Source organism: uncultured Tateyamaria sp. (assembly GCF_947504105.1).
Taxonomy (GTDB): domain Bacteria; phylum Pseudomonadota; class Alphaproteobacteria; order Rhodobacterales; family Rhodobacteraceae; genus Tateyamaria.
In genome coordinates, this window is sequence record NZ_CANNGP010000026.1 from 49335 (window position 1) to 68998 (window position 19664).

General features: G+C 57.7%; 21 protein-coding genes. 8 read left to right on the plus strand and 13 right to left on the minus strand.

The genetic code is table 11. From position 1 onward, the window contains the following. Window positions 1-23 precede the first annotated feature (23 nt). Both Q1A75_RS15385 and Q1A75_RS15390 read left to right on the plus strand, forming a co-directional pair. Window positions 24-1565, plus strand: coding sequence for a helicase HerA-like domain-containing protein (locus Q1A75_RS15385; protein WP_299547402.1), 1542 nt, complete (start codon window positions 24-26; stop codon window positions 1563-1565). A gap of 120 nt (window positions 1566-1685) precedes the next feature. Next, entirely contained in the window at window positions 1686-1925 is a 240-nt protein-coding gene (locus tag Q1A75_RS15390) for a Dabb family protein (RefSeq protein WP_366142211.1), read from the plus strand. On the opposite strand, the gene Q1A75_RS15395 is transcribed toward Q1A75_RS15390, so the two are convergent. From Q1A75_RS15395 to Q1A75_RS15430, 8 genes are all read right to left on the minus strand, one after another. Continuing rightward, window positions 1915-2598: a DUF2306 domain-containing protein gene (locus tag Q1A75_RS15395; RefSeq protein WP_299547408.1), complete on the minus strand. Its 684-nt coding sequence runs from the start codon at window positions 2596-2598 to the stop codon at window positions 1915-1917. The two genes, Q1A75_RS15390 and Q1A75_RS15395, sit on opposite strands and share 11 nt — an antisense overlap. A 1-nt stretch (window position 2599) precedes the next feature. Beyond that, window positions 2600-3904 (minus strand): branched-chain amino acid ABC transporter permease, encoded by a 1305-nt coding sequence (locus Q1A75_RS15400; protein ID WP_299547411.1) that lies wholly within the window; start codon window positions 3902-3904, stop codon window positions 2600-2602. Next, window positions 3901-4911: a branched-chain amino acid ABC transporter permease gene (locus Q1A75_RS15405; RefSeq protein WP_299547414.1), complete on the minus strand. Its 1011-nt coding sequence runs from the start codon at window positions 4909-4911 to the stop codon at window positions 3901-3903. Before Q1A75_RS15405 ends, Q1A75_RS15400 begins: the two co-directional genes overlap by 4 nt. After that, the gene (locus Q1A75_RS15410) at window positions 4911-5168 is read right to left on the minus strand and encodes a hypothetical protein (RefSeq protein WP_299547417.1); all 258 of its coding nucleotides are present in this window, start codon (window positions 5166-5168) and stop codon (window positions 4911-4913) included. The genes Q1A75_RS15405 and Q1A75_RS15410 overlap by 1 nt, the downstream gene beginning before the upstream one ends. Window positions 5169-5312: 144 nt before the next feature. Then, the gene (locus Q1A75_RS15415) at window positions 5313-6032 is read right to left on the minus strand and encodes an ABC transporter ATP-binding protein (protein ID WP_299547420.1); all 720 of its coding nucleotides are present in this window, start codon (window positions 6030-6032) and stop codon (window positions 5313-5315) included. A 109-nt stretch (window positions 6033-6141) separates the two neighbouring features. Further along, the gene (locus tag Q1A75_RS15420; protein ID WP_299547423.1) at window positions 6142-6687 is read right to left on the minus strand and encodes a hypothetical protein; all 546 of its coding nucleotides are present in this window, start codon (window positions 6685-6687) and stop codon (window positions 6142-6144) included. Beyond that, window positions 6684-7466: an ABC transporter ATP-binding protein gene (locus tag Q1A75_RS15425; protein WP_299547426.1), complete on the minus strand. Its 783-nt coding sequence runs from the start codon at window positions 7464-7466 to the stop codon at window positions 6684-6686. The genes Q1A75_RS15420 and Q1A75_RS15425 overlap by 4 nt, the downstream gene beginning before the upstream one ends. 88 nt (window positions 7467-7554) lie before the next feature. After that, window positions 7555-8754 carry an ABC transporter substrate-binding protein gene (locus Q1A75_RS15430; protein ID WP_299547429.1) on the minus strand — a complete coding sequence of 400 codons (1200 nt, stop codon included), beginning with the start codon at window positions 8752-8754 and terminating at the stop codon, window positions 7555-7557. A 158-nt stretch (window positions 8755-8912) separates the two neighbouring features. On the opposite strand from Q1A75_RS15430, the gene Q1A75_RS15435 reads away from it, so the two are divergent. Both Q1A75_RS15435 and Q1A75_RS15440 read left to right on the plus strand, forming a co-directional pair. Beyond that, window positions 8913-10001 carry a PQQ-dependent sugar dehydrogenase gene (locus tag Q1A75_RS15435; protein ID WP_299547432.1) on the plus strand — a complete coding sequence of 363 codons (1089 nt, stop codon included), beginning with the start codon at window positions 8913-8915 and terminating at the stop codon, window positions 9999-10001. Between the two features lie 44 nt (window positions 10002-10045). Continuing rightward, window positions 10046-10426 carry a VOC family protein gene (locus tag Q1A75_RS15440; RefSeq protein ID WP_299547436.1) on the plus strand — a complete coding sequence of 127 codons (381 nt, stop codon included), beginning with the start codon at window positions 10046-10048 and terminating at the stop codon, window positions 10424-10426. Between the two features lie 172 nt (window positions 10427-10598). On the opposite strand, the gene Q1A75_RS15445 is transcribed toward Q1A75_RS15440, so the two are convergent. After that, a complete protein-coding gene (locus Q1A75_RS15445) occupies window positions 10599-10952 on the minus strand; it encodes a cation transporting ATPase C-terminal domain-containing protein (RefSeq protein ID WP_299547439.1) in 354 nt (117 codons plus the stop codon). Window positions 10953-11084: 132 nt separating this feature from the next. Here Q1A75_RS15445 and Q1A75_RS15450 point away from each other — a divergent pair, with 132 nt between their 5' ends. Then, window positions 11085-11459, plus strand: a complete 375-nt coding sequence (locus Q1A75_RS15450; protein WP_299547442.1) for a phasin family protein — start codon at window positions 11085-11087, stop codon at window positions 11457-11459. Window positions 11460-11614: 155 nt separating this feature from the next. On the opposite strand, the gene Q1A75_RS15455 is transcribed toward Q1A75_RS15450, so the two are convergent. The 4 genes from Q1A75_RS15455 to Q1A75_RS15470 are packed head-to-tail and all read right to left on the minus strand — an operon-like array spanning window position 11615 to window position 17457. Next, window positions 11615-13150 (minus strand): alpha/beta fold hydrolase, encoded by a 1536-nt coding sequence (locus Q1A75_RS15455; protein ID WP_299547444.1) that lies wholly within the window; start codon window positions 13148-13150, stop codon window positions 11615-11617. A gap of 11 nt (window positions 13151-13161) precedes the next feature. Further along, window positions 13162-14367 (minus strand): HlyD family efflux transporter periplasmic adaptor subunit, encoded by a 1206-nt coding sequence (locus Q1A75_RS15460; protein ID WP_299547446.1) that lies wholly within the window; start codon window positions 14365-14367, stop codon window positions 13162-13164. A 4-nt stretch (window positions 14368-14371) separates the two neighbouring features. Continuing rightward, a complete protein-coding gene (locus Q1A75_RS15465) occupies window positions 14372-16732 on the minus strand; it encodes an ABC transporter permease (protein WP_299547449.1) in 2361 nt (786 codons plus the stop codon). Window positions 16733-16737: 5 nt separating this feature from the next. Continuing rightward, window positions 16738-17457: an ABC transporter ATP-binding protein gene (locus tag Q1A75_RS15470; RefSeq protein WP_299547452.1), complete on the minus strand. Its 720-nt coding sequence runs from the start codon at window positions 17455-17457 to the stop codon at window positions 16738-16740. Between the two features lie 141 nt (window positions 17458-17598). Here Q1A75_RS15470 and Q1A75_RS15475 point away from each other — a divergent pair, with 141 nt between their 5' ends. The 3 genes from Q1A75_RS15475 to Q1A75_RS15485 all read left to right on the plus strand — a co-directional run bounded on the left by Q1A75_RS15475 (window position 17599) and on the right by Q1A75_RS15485 (window position 19591). Further along, window positions 17599-17841 carry a hypothetical protein gene (locus tag Q1A75_RS15475; RefSeq protein WP_299640385.1) on the plus strand — a complete coding sequence of 81 codons (243 nt, stop codon included), beginning with the start codon at window positions 17599-17601 and terminating at the stop codon, window positions 17839-17841. A gap of 241 nt (window positions 17842-18082) precedes the next feature. Beyond that, a complete protein-coding gene (gene adhP / locus Q1A75_RS15480; protein ID WP_299547458.1) occupies window positions 18083-19117 on the plus strand; it encodes an alcohol dehydrogenase AdhP in 1035 nt (344 codons plus the stop codon). Between the two features lie 111 nt (window positions 19118-19228). Beyond that, a complete protein-coding gene (locus Q1A75_RS15485) occupies window positions 19229-19591 on the plus strand; it encodes a c-type cytochrome (RefSeq protein ID WP_299547461.1) in 363 nt (120 codons plus the stop codon). Window positions 19592-19664: the final 73 nt, after the last annotated feature.

Here is a 19664-nt window from a genome sequence, read left to right on the forward strand (position 1 = left end):
CAATGGACAAAAGGTTAACGGCAATGAATGACAGTCTTTTTATCGGCGGTGGCGGTGTTGAGTACGCTGACAAGCAGGGCTTGACGCTAAAATACGCCAATCGCCATGGGCTGATCGCCGGGGCAACGGGAACGGGCAAGACCGTCACACTTCAAATCCTTGCCGAGGGTTTCTCGAATGCCGGGGTGCCGGTGTTTCTATCGGACGTCAAAGGCGACCTGTCCGGGCTGGCCAAATCGGGTACCTCGGATCACAAGCTGCACGAGCCATTCACGGAGCGTGCGGCGAAGATCGGGTTTACCGACTATGGCTACCACGCCTGTCCGGTCACCTTCTGGGACATGTTCGGTCAGCAAGGGCACCCGGTGCGCACGACAGTATCAGAGATGGGGCCGCTTTTACTGGCTCAGCTGCTTGAGTTGACCGAGGCGCAAGAGGGTATTCTGAACATCGCCTTCCGCCTTGCGGACGAAGAGGGCATGCCGCTGCTGGATCTGAAGGATCTTCAGGCGCTTTTGGTCTGGGTGGGTGAGAATGCCAAGGATCTTAGTTTGCGGTATGGCAACGTGTCGTCACAATCGATCGGCGCGATTCAACGGCGGCTGCTTGTGTTGGAAAATCAGGGCGCGAGCCAATTGTTCGGCGAGCCGGCGCTTGAGCTGTCAGACCTGATGCGAACGGACGCAGGAGGCAAAGGGATGGTGAACATCCTTGCTGCCGATCAGCTGATGGGTGCGCCCAAGCTCTATGCCACGTTCCTGCTATGGCTGTTGTCCGAGTTGTTCGAGGAACTGCCCGAGGTAGGTGACCCGGACAAGCCCAAGCTGGTCTTCTTTTTCGACGAAGCGCACTTGCTGTTCGAAGATGCCCCGAAGGCGTTGGTGGACAAAGTGGAACAAGTGGCGCGGCTGATCCGGTCCAAGGGGGTTGGCGTCTACTTTATCACTCAAAACCCTGCGGACGTTCCGGAGGATATCCTCGGCCAGTTGGGCAACCGGTTCCAACACGCGTTGCGCGCCTTTACCGCCAAGGATCGCAAGGAATTGCGCATGGCTGCCGAAACCTACCGTGAGAACCCGCGCTTTGAAACGGAAGAAGCCATTCGCGAAGTGGGGGTGGGTGAAGCCGTTACCTCTATGTTGCAAAAGAAAGGTGTGCCGGGGATTGTCGAGCGCACTTTGATCCGCCCACCTTCGTCGCAATTGGGGCCGATCACGAGCGCCGAGCGCAAAGCTCATCTGACGGCCAGTGATATGGCTGGAAAGTACGATAAGACGTTGGACAGGAAGTCTGCCTTCGAAATCCTAAGCGCGCGTGCTGACACCGCCGCAAAGGATGCGGCAGAAGCAGAGGAAAAGGCCGAGGAGATGGAACCTGTCTTGCGCGAGTTCAATGCAGGTCGCCGCTATTCGGGCAAGCGGGTGACCCGTTCGACCTCTCGTTCCACGCGCCGTGGCGCAAGCTTTGGCGAGGCAATGACAAAGATGGTGGTCAAAGAACTGACCGGAACCACGGGTCGCCGGATGGTGCGCGGCATTTTGGGCGGCCTCTTCAAAGGTCGTTGACAGTGTACCATATCAATCAGGAAGGCATTTCGCCTTTGTCCATGTGAGGCCCGGACAGCCATGCCTGATGCGCATCGATTGAGACATGTTGTATTCTTCAGGGCAAAGGATCGCGCGGATGTGGACCGTGTGTTTGATGGCTTGTCCATTCTGGAGGCAAACCCGCATGCTGATGTGACCTCGGTCCGGAAGAACACGCATAATGATGAACTGTCGGATGAAATCGATGTGGTCGTTTATGCCGAGTTCAAGGACAACCATGCGCTGGCCGCCTATAAGGTACATCCGCTCTACCAGCAGTCCATCGACATCGTGCGACCCTTGCGCGACCTGCGGGTTGCGGCGGATATCACGTTCTGACCAGAACCGGCGTGCGCCGTAGCCACCATTCCAGCACCAACAGATATGGCAGGTAGAAGGCAAACATATTGATTTGGTCGAACAGGCCGGAAAAGTCCGGCTCCGCCGCTCGCCCGCAGACGTTTTCACCGAGTGTGCAGGTTATGCCGTACCACAAGCCATAATGCAGCCGATAAAGCCATGAACCCAAACCCAGAACAATGAGCCGCAAACCCCAGCGGCGATGGTGCGTATAATCGCGGGAAATGGCAAGGCGCGGGGTTTGAATCGCGGCCACGATCATCAGGATGCCGTAGAGGCCAAATGCAACCGACATCAGTGGCCCGCCAACAGTGCTGCTGAGTGCGATATAAGTCAGACCGCCCATTCCGGTGAGCAAGGCTGTTACGGCAAGCACGCGGCCAGAGATGCGGTGAACACGCGGCCAGCGGTGGCGGATTGGCTCCGCGAGTTGTACGACGGATGGCAGTGTGACGAGGGCGCCTGATATCATATGAGCAAAGAGTGCCATGAGGCTGGTGCCTGGGCCGGTCAGCCGCTCGATGGCTAAGGGATCGCCAGCAAGACCACGTGTGCCTCGTGCGGCGGAGTACCAAACAAAGCCCTGGATCAACACGAACAGCAGCAAGAGCCCCGCAATCGTCCATTTGGTGCGGGTCGCGCTGCGCTGCATGCTATCTCTCCGGTATCAACCCTCGCGGACTGAACCGTAGCACCAGAAGCAGGACAACCCCCATGGTTAAAAGTCGCATATGGGCGGCGCTATCGAGCAAATGTTCGCGTAGCCAGAAACCTTCGGCCATGCCCGAGGTGGTTATTTGCATGACCCATAGGCCGATCGGTTCGACCATGACCCAGAGCCACCAGATCAGGAAGCCGCCAAGAACTGCGCCAAGGTTGTTGCCCGACCCGCCCACGATCACCATGACCCAGATCAGGAATGTGAAACGAAGCGGTTGGTAGGTACCCGGTGTGAGTTGTCCGTCCAGTGTGGTCATCATTGCGCCTGCGATGCCGCAGATGGCGGAACCCAACACGAAGATTTGCAGGTGGCGGGCCGTGACATCCTTGCCCATGGCTTCGGCGGCCACTTCGTTGTCGCGGATTGCGCGCATCATGCGGCCCCATGGCGAATGCAGAGCGCGTTGGGCCAATAGGAACAGGATCAGAAGGACTGCGGTGAAAAGGCCCGCGTAGATCGTCTTGACCCAGAGGGTAGAGGCTGTGACCGGATCAAGGCCGAGGTTGATGACCCGCTCCACGAAGGTTTCGCTTTTTTGCAAGTTGATCTCGTACGGTGCTGGGCGTGGCAGTCCGACTACATTTTTCACACCGCGCGCCAGCCAATCCTCGTTCTTGAGCACTGCAATAATGATCTCGGCGATGCCCAGCGTAGCAATGGCCAGATAGTCCGATCGCAGGCCAAGAGCTGTCTTGCCGATAATCCAGGCCGCCCCGGCGGCAAGCACGCCACCCACGGGCCACGCCATCAACACGGGCAGACCAAGCCCCCCCAAATAGCCTGCATTGGCCGGGTTCACCGCCTCAACGGCCTGCACGCCACCGTCAAAGACGCCACGATAGATAAAAAAACCGGCGATCAGGATCACGATCATCCCAAGCGCCCGAACGTACCCCTTGGGCAACGCGTTGTAGGCGAGGATGGCGCCCACAATCGTAGCAGCGCCAAGGATCAACGCAAGGATCACGCGCAACCCACCGGCGGCCCAGGCCTCACCCACCGGCGGCATCGAGATCAGCACAGTGGCGAGTCCTCCAAGGGCGACGAAACCCATGATGCCCACGTTGAACAGACCCGCGAACCCCCATTGCAAGTTCACCCCCAGCGCCATGATGGCCGAGATCAGCCCGAAATTGACAATGGTGATGGCGAGGTTCCACGATGTCATCATCCCGGTGCCAATGATGAGAGCGGCGATGAAGCCGAAATAGACGAAGTTTCGTGTCGTGTCGGTCATACGGATTTCCCCGCAAACAGGCCCGTGGGCCGGAACAGAAGCACGATCAGCAGGATCACGAAGCTGACGGCGAATTTGTAGTCGGTGGATAGAAGCTGGGCGAGGCCATCGGGGGCCAGTGCGTCGGGTAGCGCGTAGCCTGCCACCTTTTTCCAAGCGTAGGTGATTATCACTTCGGAAAAGGCGATGGTAAAGCCGCCGGCTATGGCGCCCAGCGGGTTGCCGAGCCCACCCACAATGGCGGAGGCGAAGATGGGCAGCAGAAGCTGGAAATAGACAAAGGGCTTGAACGACTTGTCGAGGCCGTAGAGAACTCCCGCAACCGTCGCCAATGCCGCCACGATCAGCCATGTGACCATCACCACCCGCTCGGGGTTGATGCCGGACAGGAGTGCCAGGTCCTCGTTGTCTGAGTAAGCCCGCATGGACTTCCCCGTGCGCGTGCGGTTCAGGAAGTAGAACAGCAGCGCCACGACGATGATGGCCGTGATAACGGTAAGCCCCTGGGTGGTCTTGATTGCCAAACCTTCCTTGAGTCCGGTCAGCGCCTTGAACTCACGCACCGAGATAATGAAGCGTTCGCCGTCGGCAAAGCGTTGGTCGTTGGGGCCGATGATAAAGCGCACAAGGCCGTTCATGATGAACATGACGCCAAGGGAAACCATGACGAAGATGATCGGTTTCGCCTTTTGTTCGCGGTAGAAGCGGTAGACGCCGCGGTCGGTTGCCAGCACGAAAAGCGCACAGACTGCGATGCCAAAGGGCAGGGCGAGTAGGGCGGTTGGCAGCGGGCCGGCGCTGATCCCTGCCGCCTGGAAGGCCCAGGTGATGAGGATCGTTGCCATGGTGCCAAAGGCCATTGTGTCGCCATGGGCGAAATTCGAAAAGCGCAGGATGCCGTAGATCAATGTGACCCCAAGCGCGCCGAGGGCCAGTTGGCTGCCGTAGGCGATGGCGGGGATCAGGACGAAGTTCGAGAGGGTGATGAAGGCGTTGAGGAGGTCCATTATTCGATCACCTCGCAACGACCAGAATAGGTGATGACCATGGGTATTTCGGGCAATGTGACCACGAAGCGTGCATCGCCTGTTTCAGTCACCAAGAGCCGCTCCTCGTTTTCTTCGAATATGTCGCCAGCGATATATTGTGCCATCTCGTTCCGCACAGCCATTAAGCCACGGGTTTCGCCCGCCAAATCTGATTTGAGAGCACGGGAAATCATACCTTTTGGGCCAAGCGGCTTCAGCAAGTAGGTAAGCGTCATCTCATAGTCAGTCGCAGTGCAACCGTCTGTGTCCACGCACTCTGTCGTGAACAGGCACGCCATCTTTTGGTTCGTTTGAGCAACGGCGGGCATTGCACAAGCCAAAATCGCCGGCAACGACAGAACGGTAAAGGTCTTCATGTCTTACCCCCCCAAAAAACTCTTGCGCACTTCTGGATCGGCCAACAATTCCTTGCCGGTCCCCGTATACGCGTTCCGGCCTTGCACCAACACATAACCTTTGTCTGCAATCTCAAGCGCTTGGCGGGCGTTCTGTTCGACCATCAGGATCGGGATGCCGGTGCGAGCCACCTCGATGATGCGGTCAAAGAGTTCATCCATGACGATGGGGCTGACGCCCGCAGTGGGTTCGTCCAGCATCAGCACCTTGGGCTGGGTCATCAGCGCACGCCCAACGGCGACCTGCTGGCGCTGGCCGCCTGACAGCTCTCCGGCGGCCTGATACCGCTTTTCCTTGAGGATTGGGAACAACTCGTACACTTGTGCCATCGTCTCGCGAAAGTCGTCGCGCCGGATGAACGCACCCATTTCCAAGTTTTCCTCGACGGTCATGGACCTGAAAATGTTGGAGGTCTGAGGGACAAAACCCATGCCCTTGGCCACCCGGTCCTGTGGCGACAGGTCTGTAATATCCTCGCCGTCGAGCCGGACAGAGCCTTGACGGACAGTGAGCATGCCAAACACCGCCTTCATCGCGGTCGACTTGCCTGCACCGTTGGGGCCCACGATCACCGCAATCTCACCCGGGTTCACCGCGATGGTGCAATCGTGTAGGATATCCGGTCCGGCGCCGTAACCGCTGGTCATCGTGTCACCGATCAAAAAGGCAGTGTCTGTGTTCATGGTCTTTCCGGTTCCGGGAACATGCTGCAACGTGCCAGCCCCTTTGGGATTGGCAATCGAGACGTCTTTGTTACCGCGCGCGTCCTGATGGGATTGTTCGAGGAGGTGGTCACTCGGCGCTCCTGAACTGGGCCAGAGACCCGATATGAAGGTCGCGCAAGGGCTGTTCCACCACCTCGACGCGTTCAGACTTACTGCGCTTTTCCTGGACGGTGTAGACCAACAGTACGTTGTTTTGCAGTGGCAGTGCATCGACCATGATGGCGGCCATTACATCACCATCTTTGTGACGGCCCAGCATTTCGGTTCGCATCGTATCAGCCCCAACAATCTTGCCTGGTCCACTCACAAAATCAGACAGCTCATGGAAGCGTGCCGTGCCTTTGCCCATGATCTGAAATGTCACCATATCAAAGACATCGTCCCAAGAGGCGATGTCCCGGTCGATGGGCATGACAGCGATATGGGACGATACAAGCGGGTCGTCCTGGAGTACGAAGGTTGTCACCAGATCAGGCATCGCCGCGCGCGTGGCAAAGGCGTTTCTCTCGCGCAAGTCCGAGCAATAGGTGATGTCCGCAACAATGGGTTTGCAATCAGCTATCGCGGCAACGGGCAACAGAGCCGCAAGGGCTAGACAGGCAATGACCTTCATGCGCCCACTTTGTCCTTATTCTTTAGACCGGTGCCCAGATACGCCTCGATCACATGCTCGTTCGCCTTGATCTCGTCCAGCGTACCTTCGGCAAGTACTTTGCCCTCGGCCATACAAATCACTGGGTCGCAGATGCGCCCGATAAAATCCATGTCGTGTTCAATAACAACAAAGGTGTAGTTACGTTCTTTGTTCAGACGCAGGATCGCGTCACCGATGGTGTTGAGTAGGGTGCGGTTTACGCCTGCACCAACCTCGTCCAAAAAAACAATCTTGGCGTCGACCATCATGGTGCGGCCAAGTTCCAGAAGCTTCTTTTGCCCGCCAGAGACCTGACCGGCCTTGTGGTCGGCGAGGTGTTCGATGGTCAGAAACTCAAGCACTTCGTCAGCCTTGGCCGCGAGTGCGCGTTCCTCGTCCGCGATCCGCTTGCGTCCAAACCACGTGTTCCAAAGGGTTTCGCCCGATTGCGTGCCAGGTACCATCATAAGGTTCTCGCGGCAGGACATTGAACTGAATTCATGCGCGATCTGGAAAGTACGCAGGAGACCCTTGTGGAACAGCGTGTGGGGCGGCAGGCCAGTGATGTCATCGCCATCCATGGTCACGCGTCCCGACGTTGGTGGAAGAACGCCAGCGATAACATTGAAAAGAGTGGTTTTTCCGGCGCCGTTCGGACCAATTAGACCAGTAATTGACCCGGGTTGAATCGATAGCGACGCACCATCGACCGCGTGAAACCCGCCGAAGTGTTTGTGAATATCGTCTACGACGATCATGTCTTTCCCCGCGTCACTTTAAGAGTGATCTTCAAGATATTGAAACAGCCCGAGAGAACCCGGGCTGTCCATTGGTTCTGAAGCCCGTTTAGCGGTACTTGGCCGTGGTGATTTCGCCACTCTCGATGACGATCTGGCGGTAGTTGCCCGCGCTTTCGCCCGCACCGATCAATTCGACCGCTGTCGCACCAACATAGTCGATGTCGCCACCGTCCTTGATGATCTGTAGCGCCTTGGCCAGCTCACCGGGGAAGATCTGTTCGCCGGGCGCGTTGGCAACGTCCATGACATGGTCTTTGTAGTCGTTGCTGTCTTTCGAGTTGGCCGCTTGCATCGCCAGCATGATCAGGGCCGCAGCATCATAGCTTTCTGGTGTGAAGGGCGAGGTGGCGTCGAACGCATCCCCAACCATTTCCGTGAATTTCGCCGCGCCCGGGCTATCGGTGCCGGGGTGTTGACCGGTCGAACCTTCGATCTCGTCACCAAAGTTTTCCTGCAGCTTCGCGCCGATCATGCCGTCAGGAAAGTGGAACGTGTCGAAGGCACCGGAATCCAGAGCTGCACGCACGATACCGGAGCCGCCCTGATCCACGTAGCCCGCGACCACCAGACGCTCACCGCCAGCCGCCGCCAACGCGCCGACTTCAGCCGAGTAGTCGGCTTTGCCGTCTTCGTGGGCTGCGTTGATCGTCACGCTGCCGCCTGCGGCTTCGAACGCGGCCTGGAAGGAATCCGCCAGCCCCTTGCCGTAGTCGTTATTAGTGTACGTGACGGCGACTTCCTTAATGCCTTCTTCCATTAGCACCTCGGTCATCACGACGCCCTGACGAGCGTCCGACGGCGCGGTACGGAAGAAAAGACCGTTATCTTCGTTATCATTATGCGACAAGCCGGGCGAGGTGGCCGAGGGCGACACCATGACGACGCCGTTGGCAACCGCAACGTTATTCAGGATTGCACCGGTCACGCCTGAGCAGTCCGCGCCCATGATCCCATCGACTTTGTCCGAGGTCACCAGACGTTCAGCGGCGGCCGTGGCCGCGCCAGCATCAACGCAGGTGCTGTCCGCACGGACCGATGTCACTGTGGCACTGTCGAGCAGCAGGCCGGAGTCAGTGACTTCCTTCATTGCCAGTTCGGCGCCGTCAGCCATAGACGGTGTCAGCGATTCAATGGGACCGGTGAACCCCAGAATAATGCCGATTTTGACTTCTTTCGCGTGGCCACCGGCGAATGCAGTGCCAGCCATCAGCGCTGTTGCGGCCGACGCCATAAGCAGTTTTTTCATTTTGTTTTCTCCCTGTGGATCATTGTCCTGGCGCGGAGCGTAAGCGGGCGATGAGAAAAAGAAAAGTCGAATAGTCCGAGCTACCGCACAGGAATGTGGGTGGATCAAGCCGCGTGGATGACTAGCTATGATGCAAACCGATTATGGAGGATGCCCAGATGCCCCGTTTTGCCGTTTTAGTCATGACCTTACTGCCCGTACCAGCCCTTGCGCTGGAGACGGATCGAGGTGCTGTAACGGTGACCCCGGTGGTCACGGGATTGGATGAGCCTTGGGGGGTGGCAGAGTTGCCGGACGGCAGTCTTCTGGTGACCGAACGCGACGGGCGGCTGGTGCATGTGTCCAGTGGTCAGGCCAGAGCAGTGGATGGGGTGCCGCGCGTGGCAGCCCAAGGGCAGGGGGGACTGTTAGACATTACCCTGGCACGTGATTTCGCCACGTCGCGTACTGTGTTTCTCACCTATTCTAAACCACAGGGGCGCGGGTCAGGCACAGCGCTCGCAGCGGCTGAATTTACTCGCGATGGAGCGGGGCTTGAGAACCTGCGCGACCTTTTTGAAAGCGCTCGGGGCGGTAGTACGGGCCGCCATTTCGGCAGCCGCGTGGTCGAAGCCCCGGATGGTACGCTTTATACAACCATTGGTGATCGGGGTGATCGCCCATCCGCCCAGGACCGTTCAAACCATAATGGCGCTATTGTTCGGGTGAATCGTGACGGCACTGTACCCGCCGACAACCCCTTTGTCGGTCAGGATGGCATCCAGCCACATATCTGGTCTTATGGACACCGCAATCCGCAGGGTGCGGGGCTTGATGCCCGCGGCACGCTTTGGACAGCAGAGCATGGCGCGCGCGGCGGGGATGAGGTGAACCGCGTGCGAAAAGGCGCCAATTTTGGATGGCCGGTTATTTCCTATGGCGTTCACTATTCCGGCGCGACCATCGGAGAGGGCACCTCGCAAGACGGGATGGAGCAACCCGCCTTCTATTGGGATCCGTCTATGGCCCCATCAGGATTGATGGTTTACCAAGGCGATATGTTTCCCGAATGGAGAGGGAGCATGTTCGTCGGTTCACTCAAGTTCAGCTATATTTCGCGACTTGACGTGGAGGGCAGCGCTGTCCGGGAGGTCGAGCAGATCGAAGGAGATGAAACCCTCCGTGTCCGGGATATTGTCGAAGCCCCGGATGGCAGTATTCTGTTTATCTCGGTTGGCAATGGTACGGTGTACCGGATGACGCGGTGATATGCGTGCGTTAGGGTGGGGACGGAAGAGGGAGGAGTACCGGTATGCCTATCGAACGTCTTGATCATGTGAATCTTTGTACGACGCGCCTTGCAGAAATGATCCAGTGGTACGAAGAAATTCTGGGCCTATCCGCAGGTGCCCGCCCGGCGCTCAGCATGGACGGCGCGTGGCTCTATGCGGGCGGCGTGGCGGCGGTGCATTTGGTCGCCGTAGATGACGAGGATGCCGTAGGTTCCGAAACCAAACTGAAACTCGAACATTTTGCGTTTCGCGCTTCCGGTAATGCTGAGGCTTTTCAGGATCGCTTGCAGCAAAGGGGCGTTGCCTATCAACGGTCCGGCATAGAGGAAATGAACCTGTCTGCCTTCAATGTGTGGGACCCGGACGGAAATCATGTTCACGTCGATTTCATCGACAACTGAGTGCTCGGTTTGCGAGGTAGGGTTTGCCTTATGGGAAATGCCGAAAATCAATTGTTTGCATGGCGAGACGCCACTGCCTTTGCCAGCTAAGGCACGACCTTGAGCGGCGCGGCCCAAAACGCTGACTTTTCAAGGATCAGTATGGCTGTGAAGGCGGTTGTTCAGGCGACGTCTATGCCAAACGGCAGGAATGTACAGAATACCCAAAGGTCGGCGGACGTTCCATCTGGTCCGGACCTTCTTTTTCGAGGCCCAGCGCGACTGCCGTGATGCTGTCCGCAATCAAATTCATCAAAAGGATTTGCGTCTCAAGAAAGATCAACGGCTCGCCGATAATGAGGTTCATCATGATCGTATGCGGCGACAACATCGAGCGTAAGGCGTCAAGTGCAGTCTCGGCATGCCATTCCTGCACGAACCCCAACACAGCGTTCAGAATGAGGACCAAGCCATTTGCCAATGCATCCACACGTTCGCCAATGGACAAGGCGATAGCGGTGGCAAAAATAAGAATGAGGACGAGCATACCCTTGAACTGACGCGCAAAAACGACAATGGGGCCGGGTGGCTTCTGGCGTGGCAGGCATTGAGAAAGATCAATTGGTACGCGCACCCCTCACGTTAGGCTTTGATCATCAGTCATTGTTGGGAGAGAGAGATGCCACCGAAAGCACCTGCAGGCGCGGCAGAGGCCGCTTCATCCGAAGAAAACCCGGCGACAAAAATAGCTGGCGATGTCTCTGCCTTGCAGGATCAAAGCCTCAAGATGATGTCTCAAATGGGATTGGCCTGGGTGGAAGGTATGAGCGATCTGGGCAGCGAAGTTCTGTCTTTTGTCGCAGACAGGATCAAGGAAGACGTCAAGACACAGCACAAGATGCTGCACTGCAAAAACGTCAATGAGCTTCAAAACATTCAGTCCGAGTTTCTGCAGACAGCGATTGATCAATACACGGCAGAGACCGGAAAGCTGGTGCAAATGGGCCAAGACATCTATTCATCCGGGGCCTCTGACGGCACCCCAAAAGGCTGATTGCTCGCACTGGGCTTATCCAAATACATAGCTTCCTGGCGCTGGCCTGATGACCCTGCGCTTTTTTGTATTTGCGGAGCGCTGCTTCCCGCTTTGATTTATCAGCCAATCTGTCCAGGCGGGCCACCATGATCCTTCGGCAATCTCGGCCTGCTTTATCCAGGCGCTGGCGGATGTATGTTGGTCACCCTCTTTTTTTTGCGGAGGCGGTAGTGGCGCTTGCGATGACCGGGTTCCGACAAAACTCCACTGTTGTGCCCACCTGCCGTCAGGCAAAATGTGACATCGGTGTCGGTCAGCAGTTGCAGTTTGAACACCGACCGCCAAGGGGAAACGTGGTCAGTCTCGGTCGCGAGGCAGAAAATTGGCATGCGCAAGTCGGTCAGGGCGACTGGTTTGCCACCGACATTGAACAATCCCTTGGCCAGGCGGTTTTCCAGAAACATCTGCCGCAGGTACTGAGAATGCATCTGCGCAGGCATGCGTGTGGCATCCGCGTTCCAAGCCATCAGATCGTTCATGGCGGTGCGCTCGCCCAATAGATAGTGGCGCACGATCCTGCTCCAGATCAGGTCGGTCGAGCGTAGCATGCGGAAGGCACCTGCCATTTGATCGGCGCGCAGGTAGCCTTGGGTCGCCATGATGTCTTCCAGGAAGGCGACCTGATTTTCATTGATGAACAGAGACAGTTCGCCCGGTTCGGAAAAATCGACCTGTGCGGCCAGCATCGAAAGACTGCTCAACCGTGCGTCGCCCTCACGTGCCATGGCGGCAGCGCCGGCCGCGAGCAACGTCCCCCCAAGACAGTAGCCCACCGCGTGCACCTCACAGTCCGGTTCGGGCGCGATGTGATCGATTGCAGCAAAAAGGCCGAGAGACAAGTAATCATCGAGCGACAGGTCCGCATCATCTTTGTCCGGGTTTTTCCATGAAATGATGTAAACCTCGAATCCTTGGTCGCGCAGATATGCGACCAGCGAATTGTGCGGCGATAGATCGAGGATATAGTATTTCATGATCCAGGCTGGCACGATCAGGATCGGCTCTGCATGCACCTTTTTGGTTGTCGGATGGTAACGCATCAGTTCGATCAACCGATTCTCATAGATAACGTCGCCTTCGGTAACGGCGATGGTCTTTCCAACAAGATAATCCGGGTGGACCTTGGACTTTTGACTGATGAGCTGGTTGAAGTCCTCAAGCCAGTGCTGCCAGCCTTGCACAAAGTTTTGACCATGCCGTTCAACCGTCTTATCGACCACGTCCGGGTTTGTGAGCATAAAATTGGAGGGCGACATGGTGTCGATGATCTGGCGCGCGGCAAAGGCGACGATGCGCTGATGTGCCGGATCGACCCCGACGATGGGGGCAGTCGCCTCCTGCCACCAAGCCTCCTGTAATGCGAACCAGTGGCGCAACTGTTTGTAAGGTGGGCGCGCCCATGCCGGGCTGGCAAACCGTTTGTCGGGGGTGTTGTGGGCAATGCCTGTGACCAACGTGGCCCATGCATCCAATGCCTTGTTCCAAGCACTGAAGGAAAGCTGCATCTGCCGTTCGGGTGAGCCCACGACATGCAGCGCCCAATCCAGCCATGCTGTGCTGAGGGCTGTGGGTGACAGCCCTCCCGTCATACGGCCAATGGCACTGTGCAGGATGCGGTCAAGACTTCGATCTTTTTGGTCTTCGTGCACAGGAAACTCCTTCAGAATGTGGTGCGTTCTTCGAACAGGGCGCCGTCTGTCAGATCGGCGTGCGGGTGTTCGACAATGCGGTCACCGGGCTCCAAACCACTTTGTACCACGGCGTAACGGCCATTCCGGGCACCAAGATCGACTGGTATGCGGGCGACGCGATCCCCCTCAGTGCGAAAAACGGCCCAACCGTCTTCGATACGGAACGCGGCACTGAGGGGAACAAGTAATGCGTCCGTTTCTTCCTGTGTAACAACGCGCAGGTAGACCGCAAACTCATGACCTAGATCCGGACGCATCTCAGTTGGCGTCACGATGTCAAAAACCACATCCACACGCTGCTCCTCGATCCCGAGAGCTGACACTTTCATGCGCGCGGCGGGTTCGACATAGGCCAGGCGCGCCTCCAATGGTTGTCCGCCCCATCGCTCGACATAGGCACGTGCATTTGGTGGTAGGCTGACGGCGTCTGAGGTTAAAAGATCCGCCACCAGCTCGATCTGGCCCGGGTCACCGATCGTCAAAAGACGTGCGCCCGACGGAACGGGTCGTGCGCTCACCTCGTCAATGTCCAGAACAACTCCGTCGGACGGCGCAAATAGCGACATACAACACATGACGTCCTTGCCGTTGCCAGACGTCTCGACCAGGGCTGCTTCGGCGCGCCTGAGCCCGCCTTGCGCTTGGGCAATTCGTGCATTTGCCGCATCCAGTGCCGCATCCGCGACGGCAAAGCGCTGCTGCGCCTCCTCCAAGCGCGTGATCGTTGCGACACCACGTTCAACAAGTTCCGTTGTTCGTTCAAAATGCGATTTGGAATACACGTGATCTTCGCGTGCGCTGGCCAGTTCTGTTTCAGCAACATGCAAGGCTGCTTCTGCTTCGCTGACGGCGGCTTCGGCTTGCAGGCGCGATCGGGCATCCAGCAAACCGGGCGAGATCGGTTCGACAAGTGCCACAACGGTTTCACCCGCCACGACGGGGTCACCCACGCGCACCGGCGACCTTTGGACCACGCCTGCAATCGGGGCCGAGACTTCGAACACCTCTACGACGCGGGTGGTGCCATCAACGTCTACGGTGACCTCAAAATGGTCCCTTTTGACAGTATGCAGGTCAACGGGGATCGGTTCGGGGCGGAAGGTCACGAACAATAACCCTCCGGCAATACCAGCTCCGATCAGGCCAAGGACGATGTTACGACTGGTTTGGACCATGGTGTCACTCTCTGGTTTTCATCACGGAAACAAGATCGATGCGGTCGAGCTTGCGTCGCACAACCAAGACAGAGGCCAGTGCAGCTGTCAGCACGATGAGACTGGCCGAGGAATACGTGGACGGTTTGATCACGAGCGGAATAGCGTAGAGATCGCTGGTGTAGCTTTCGGTCAACATCTTTGCGACACCCCAGCCGATCCCCCATCCAAGCGGTTGTGCCAACAGCGCCAACAACATGATTTCACCGACCAATACGAACCCAACCTCACCCCGGGTGAAGCCGAGGATGCGAAGGCTTGCCAATTCTCGCGCCCGTTCCGACAGTTGAATGCGCGCCCCGTTATAGGCGACACCCACGGTAATCAACGTCCCCAGGATGGCGTAGATTGTGGTCGTGATCAGAATGTTGCGGCTGATCGTTTCCTCGAACCCCGCGCGGTTTTCAGAAAGCATTGCCCGCCCGCCCAGGCGGGGAAGTTCCTTAAGGCTTTGCTGAAAGGCCTCGTCATGGGCCGGATCAAGCGTGACGTTGACGATGGCCACCCGCGCGTCTTGCTGGAACAAACGGTTTGCAGTGGTTTGATCCATATATGCGCCAAGACCGAAATACTGCGTCACAAGCTGGGTGACAGGCAGTTGGTGGGTACCTTTATGGACACCGAGAAATTTCGCCTCGATCACATCGCCCACAGAAGCGCCCAGCTGTTTCGCCAAGCGTTCTGACAACATGATGCCACCAGGTGGGGCATCCACGACCTCGCCTGTGGTTGATACGATGCGGCTTAGGTTCATACCCGGTTGCCGTGCCTCGATTGTCGTGCGTTTGCCGCGATGTTCGTAACGCAGAACAGCCGTCATGACCTGCTGCCCCTCGGCTTGGAGCACGCCGGGCAAACGGTTTGCTTCGATCACCGACCTATCTTCTATCTCATCGTTAAAGAACAAGACCGCGTGCTGTCGGTTCGATTGATAGAACGCGGTGTCAATGATCAGGTCGAGCGCGTCAGGAAAGAAGTTCGATGATACGAGAATGCCAACGGCAAGGGCCATGCCAAGTATGCTAAGCCCCGCGCGAACGGGCCAGCGGATTATGCTGCGAACGATCATCATCGCGGGCTGGCTGATGTGGACGGCGTGTAGAATACGGTCCATCCAACTGGTGCGGAAGCGCGGTGGTGCCGGTGGTGACATGGCCGTAGCCGGTGCCAGTCTTGCAGCCACCCATGCCGCACGCGCTGCCCCGCTGCCCGCAGCAATCAGGCCCAGCAAACCGGCAATCAGGTAGATGTTCCACGATACGGAATAGATCAGGTATGGGAACTTCAGAAAGTCGGCGTAGAGTTTCGCCAGCTCAAAGCTTAGCCAACTGCCAGCAGCATATCCCAACGCTACACCAACGACACCAACCAACCCGGCAAGCAGCAGGTAATGCATCAGGATGGTCGCATCCGAATATCCGAGGGCTTTGAGCAAGCCAATCTCGGCCCGTTCCAGCGCAACGATCCGACCTATCACCATGTTCACCAGAAAAATCGTAATGCCGAGGAAGATGGGTGGTAGCTTGTAGGCCAGTGTTTGCAGTTGTGTGACTTCCGCGTCGATAAAGGCATTCGATACCTGTTCCGTCCGATCGATGGCACCAAGCGTGCCATAAGGATCGAGCAATATGTCTAACTCGTCGATGACCGGTTCGATCCGGTAGCCAGGGCGGAGTTTGACAGACAGGTTGTTGAACGCACCCGTTCGGTCGAGCGCGGCGGCGAGCGCTTGTTCCGGCATCCAGACAACCCCAAAGTCCTCGTCACTCGGGGTCAAGCTGCCGGGACCGATGGTGTAAATGAACTCGGGTGACAACGCCCATCCCGTGACAGTCAATGTGCGTTTGGTGCCGTTCAGGGTTGCAGTGAAAGCGTCCCCTGGCCAAAGGTCGTTCGCCTCGCCAAAAGGTGCGTTCAGCACAACCTCGTCGGTTGCAGTTGGCTGTGGCCAATTGCCAATACGCAGGATCGGTTGATTAAGGATGGTGCCATTTTCAGGCAGCGACGCCACATAGGCCACGGTCGCGTCGACCTTGTCGGGGATATCCAGCGTTGCATAAGTCGTCACCCGGGGCTCGACCGATGCGACCCCGTCAATGTCGCGGATGATATCGAGCAACATGTTCGGCGCGCGCTTCACGTCGACAAAGATATCCGCAAAGCGGTTGCGCTCGTAGTACGTGGTGCGCGTGTCCTCCAACGCGCCGGACATGCCGAAGGACATGAGCAGAACCGCGACACCTGCCGCGAGGACAAGAGAGATCGCCAGAAACTGTGACCAAAGCCTGCGGAAATCGCGTAGGAGTTTGCGGTCGAGTGCTTCCATTCCGCTCACCACTCGATCTCGGCCGGTTCCAGCCGGGTCTCGTTCACTTCGATGTTTGCTATTTTCCCGTCCTGGAACCAGATCACCCGATGCGCCATCTTCCGGATTTCGGCGGCATGGGTGATGACGACGGTCGAGGTGCCAAGATCTTCATTCACATGCTTAAGCACATCGAGCACCTGAATACCGGTCTTGCTGTCGAGCGCGCCGGTGGGTTCATCACACAATAGGATTTCTGGCCGTTTCGCAACGGCGCGGGCAATGGCCACGCGCTGTTGTTCGCCCCCCGAAAGCTGGGCGGGAAAGTGATCCATCCTATGCGCAAGGCCCACACGCTCCAAGGCTTCCTCGGGGCGCATGGGGTTGGGGGCTACGTCCGTAACAAGTTGTACATTCTCACGGGCCGACAGGCTCGGGACAAGGTTGTAGAACTGAAAAACGAACCCAACGTGGTCACGTCGATATCGGGTCAGGCTGCGATCGCGCAAGTTGGTGAGTTCCAGATCGCGGAACCATACCCTGCCTTCGGTCGCGTGATCCAATCCGCCAAGTATGTTCAGAAGCGTGGACTTGCCACTGCCTGATGGGCCGAGCAGGACAGTCAGCTCGCCAGAGAACAACTCCAGGTCTACACCGGCAAGGGCGTATACCTTCACCTCCCCGGTGTCGTAGACCTTGGTCAAGCCGCGCGTGTGGAACACCCTGTCCAGGGTGCGGGCTGTCATGCAGCACCCTTCGAGGCGGACGTCCTCATAACATTCGCGAATCTGCTCAGTCGCTTATCCATCTCATCTGTGTTTTCGATCTCGTTTGGGATATTGGCATGCCCCGTCAGCGGATGCCCCAGCACCGCATCGCATGTCTGCATGCACTTGAGTTGGTCCGAAGAGCTTCCGCATGTGGTCAGCAAACCCACGGCAGTCGGCGACAAGGACAAGGTCGCCAAGACGCTGCGCGCTGGTGGCGCAGGCTGGTCTGCCCAGACAGGTGTAGCGACGACGATCCACGGCCGCGCTGCCGGAACGACATTTCCAGTACGAAGTGGTGGAATACGTGACCGCCAGACATCCCAAATGGCGCGAACAATCCAAAGAAGCGGTATCCGGTAACGATCCACTTCTATTGGCACGATCTCAGCGCCGGTCTTCTGCGCAAATACTTCGGCGGCGCGCCGGGTATGACCTGATTTCGAGTAGCAATAGATTGCGGGAGGTGGGTCTGAAGACATGGTGCCGGGTCCTTTCGGTCCCGGTTTATCGTCGCTGCCGGATTGCACATTGAGCAATGTCAATGAGCGCATCCGCAGCGCGTGGCAGTCAGGTACCAAACCTTGCCAACAGGAGGCGCGCGATGCCCACCACATTACCCAAGACCATGAAAGCCGCTGTTGTGACCAAGCTTGGCCAACCCTTCGATATCCGAGAGGTGCCGGTGCCGCAGATTGGTCCACGGGATGTCTTGGTGCGCGTGCGTGCTTCGGGCGTCTGTCACACCGACCTGCACGCCGCGATGGGCGATTGGCCAATTAAGCCGAAGGCTCCCTTCATTCCGGGGCACGAGGGGGTAGGAGAAGTCGCTGCCCTTGGTGCCGATGTCACTCACCTGAACGAAGGTGATCGGGTGGGTGTGCCATGGTTGCATACGGCATGCGGGCGTTGCGAACATTGCTCAGGCGGGTGGGAAACCCTCTGCGAGAGCCAGCAGAATACCGGTTATTCAGTCGATGGCGGTTATGCAGAGTTTGTGCGTGCCGATGCCAATTTCGTCGGTCTGCTGCCGAATGCACTCGAATTCGGACCTGCTTCGCCCGTGCTTTGCGCAGGGGTGACGGTGTACAAGGGGCTCAAGGAAACCGAGGTACGTCCGGGTCAGTGGGTCGCAATCAGCGGGATTGGTGGGCTGGGTCACATGGCGGTGCAGTACGCGAAAGCGATGGGCATGCATGTCGTTGCTGTCGATGTCGCGGACGATAAGCTGCGTCTTGCCAAATCGTTGGGCGCCGACGTGACGATCAATGCCACCTCTACCGATCCAATCAAGGAAGTGACCGACCACCTGGGCGGCGTGCATGGTGCGCTTGTGACTGCGGTCAGCACAACAGCTTTTGCGCAGGCTACAGGGATGTTGAGGCGACACGGAACGATGAGTCTTGTTGGCTTGCCACCCGGATCCTTCCCATTGCCGATCTTTGACGTGGTGTTGAAGCGCCTGACCATCTGCGGCTCAATAGTTGGTACACGACTGGATCTTGTGGAATCGCTTGGTCTTGCGGCTGAGGGACAGATCAAAACCCATTTCGAATGGGACAAGCTGGAAAACATAAACGCGATCTTTGGCAGGATGAAGGCGGGGGAGATCACCGGGCGGATCGTGCTCGAGATTTAGGTTAACTCGTCCGCTTGTCGGAGCGAAGGCGCCGCTGGTCTTGAGATATGTCAAGGGCGGCGCGAGTCCGGATCGCTAGGTTTGTAACGACACAACAGAGGCGAGCGTGCAATGGTATCCCCTTTCAAAGTCATCCCGGTCCTGGTTGCTGGGACCATCCTCGCAGCTTGCGCACCCGAAAACCGGGAGCCTGATGTGAGCGTTGTGCATGGCAAAGCGCTGTACATGCAGAAGTGCACCGCATGTCATGGTGATGACGGAAGAGGCGCTGGTGCGGAATCGCTTGGCCTTGGCACGCCACCACCTGACCTGACGACGCTCACCGCACAAAATCGGGGCGTCTTTCCCCAGAATTTCGTCATGAGTGTCATTGATGGGTTTAACCGGCGTGATCACCCTTCATCCGTTATGCCGGAGTTCGGAAACGAAGACCTCGGGCCTGCGGTACAGGTTGAAGATGGCGGTGTATCGTAAGCGTTGCGCTGACCCCACCTTCCTGATGCTTGCCTGATCTGCGAGTCCGTTGCCGAGAGTAGTTTGGCAATGG

Coding starts and splice junctions, on each gene's coding strand:
- Q1A75_RS15415 (WP_299547420.1), bottom strand. CDS start 6,032: ATGAACACAGACACTGCCTTTTTGATCGGTGACACGATGACCAGCGGT.
- Q1A75_RS15475 (WP_299640385.1), top strand. CDS start 17,599: ATGCACTTGAGTTGGTCCGAAGAGCTTCCGCATGTGGTCAGCAAACCC.
- Q1A75_RS15430 (WP_299547429.1), bottom strand. CDS start 8,754: ATGAAAAAACTGCTTATGGCGTCGGCCGCAACAGCGCTGATGGCTGGC.
- Q1A75_RS15435 (WP_299547432.1), top strand. CDS start 8,913: ATGCCCCGTTTTGCCGTTTTAGTCATGACCTTACTGCCCGTACCAGCC.
- Q1A75_RS15425 (WP_299547426.1), bottom strand. CDS start 7,466: ATGATCGTCGTAGACGATATTCACAAACACTTCGGCGGGTTTCACGCG.
- Q1A75_RS15405 (WP_299547414.1), bottom strand. CDS start 4,911: ATGGACCTCCTCAACGCCTTCATCACCCTCTCGAACTTCGTCCTGATC.
- Q1A75_RS15450 (WP_299547442.1), top strand. CDS start 11,085: ATGCCACCGAAAGCACCTGCAGGCGCGGCAGAGGCCGCTTCATCCGAA.
- Q1A75_RS15440 (WP_299547436.1), top strand. CDS start 10,046: ATGCCTATCGAACGTCTTGATCATGTGAATCTTTGTACGACGCGCCTT.
- Q1A75_RS15445 (WP_299547439.1), bottom strand. CDS start 10,952: ATGCTCGTCCTCATTCTTATTTTTGCCACCGCTATCGCCTTGTCCATT.
- Q1A75_RS15395 (WP_299547408.1), bottom strand. CDS start 2,598: ATGCAGCGCAGCGCGACCCGCACCAAATGGACGATTGCGGGGCTCTTG.
- Q1A75_RS15420 (WP_299547423.1), bottom strand. CDS start 6,687: ATGAAGGTCATTGCCTGTCTAGCCCTTGCGGCTCTGTTGCCCGTTGCC.
- Q1A75_RS15485 (WP_299547461.1), top strand. CDS start 19,229: ATGGTATCCCCTTTCAAAGTCATCCCGGTCCTGGTTGCTGGGACCATC.
- Q1A75_RS15400 (WP_299547411.1), bottom strand. CDS start 3,904: ATGACCGACACGACACGAAACTTCGTCTATTTCGGCTTCATCGCCGCT.
- Q1A75_RS15410 (WP_299547417.1), bottom strand. CDS start 5,168: ATGACGCTTACCTACTTGCTGAAGCCGCTTGGCCCAAAAGGTATGATT.
- Q1A75_RS15385 (WP_299547402.1), top strand. CDS start 24: ATGAATGACAGTCTTTTTATCGGCGGTGGCGGTGTTGAGTACGCTGAC.
- Q1A75_RS15470 (WP_299547452.1), bottom strand. CDS start 17,457: ATGACAGCCCGCACCCTGGACAGGGTGTTCCACACGCGCGGCTTGACC.
- adhP (WP_299547458.1), top strand. CDS start 18,083: ATGCCCACCACATTACCCAAGACCATGAAAGCCGCTGTTGTGACCAAG.
- Q1A75_RS15465 (WP_299547449.1), bottom strand. CDS start 16,732: ATGGAAGCACTCGACCGCAAACTCCTACGCGATTTCCGCAGGCTTTGG.
- Q1A75_RS15460 (WP_299547446.1), bottom strand. CDS start 14,367: ATGGTCCAAACCAGTCGTAACATCGTCCTTGGCCTGATCGGAGCTGGT.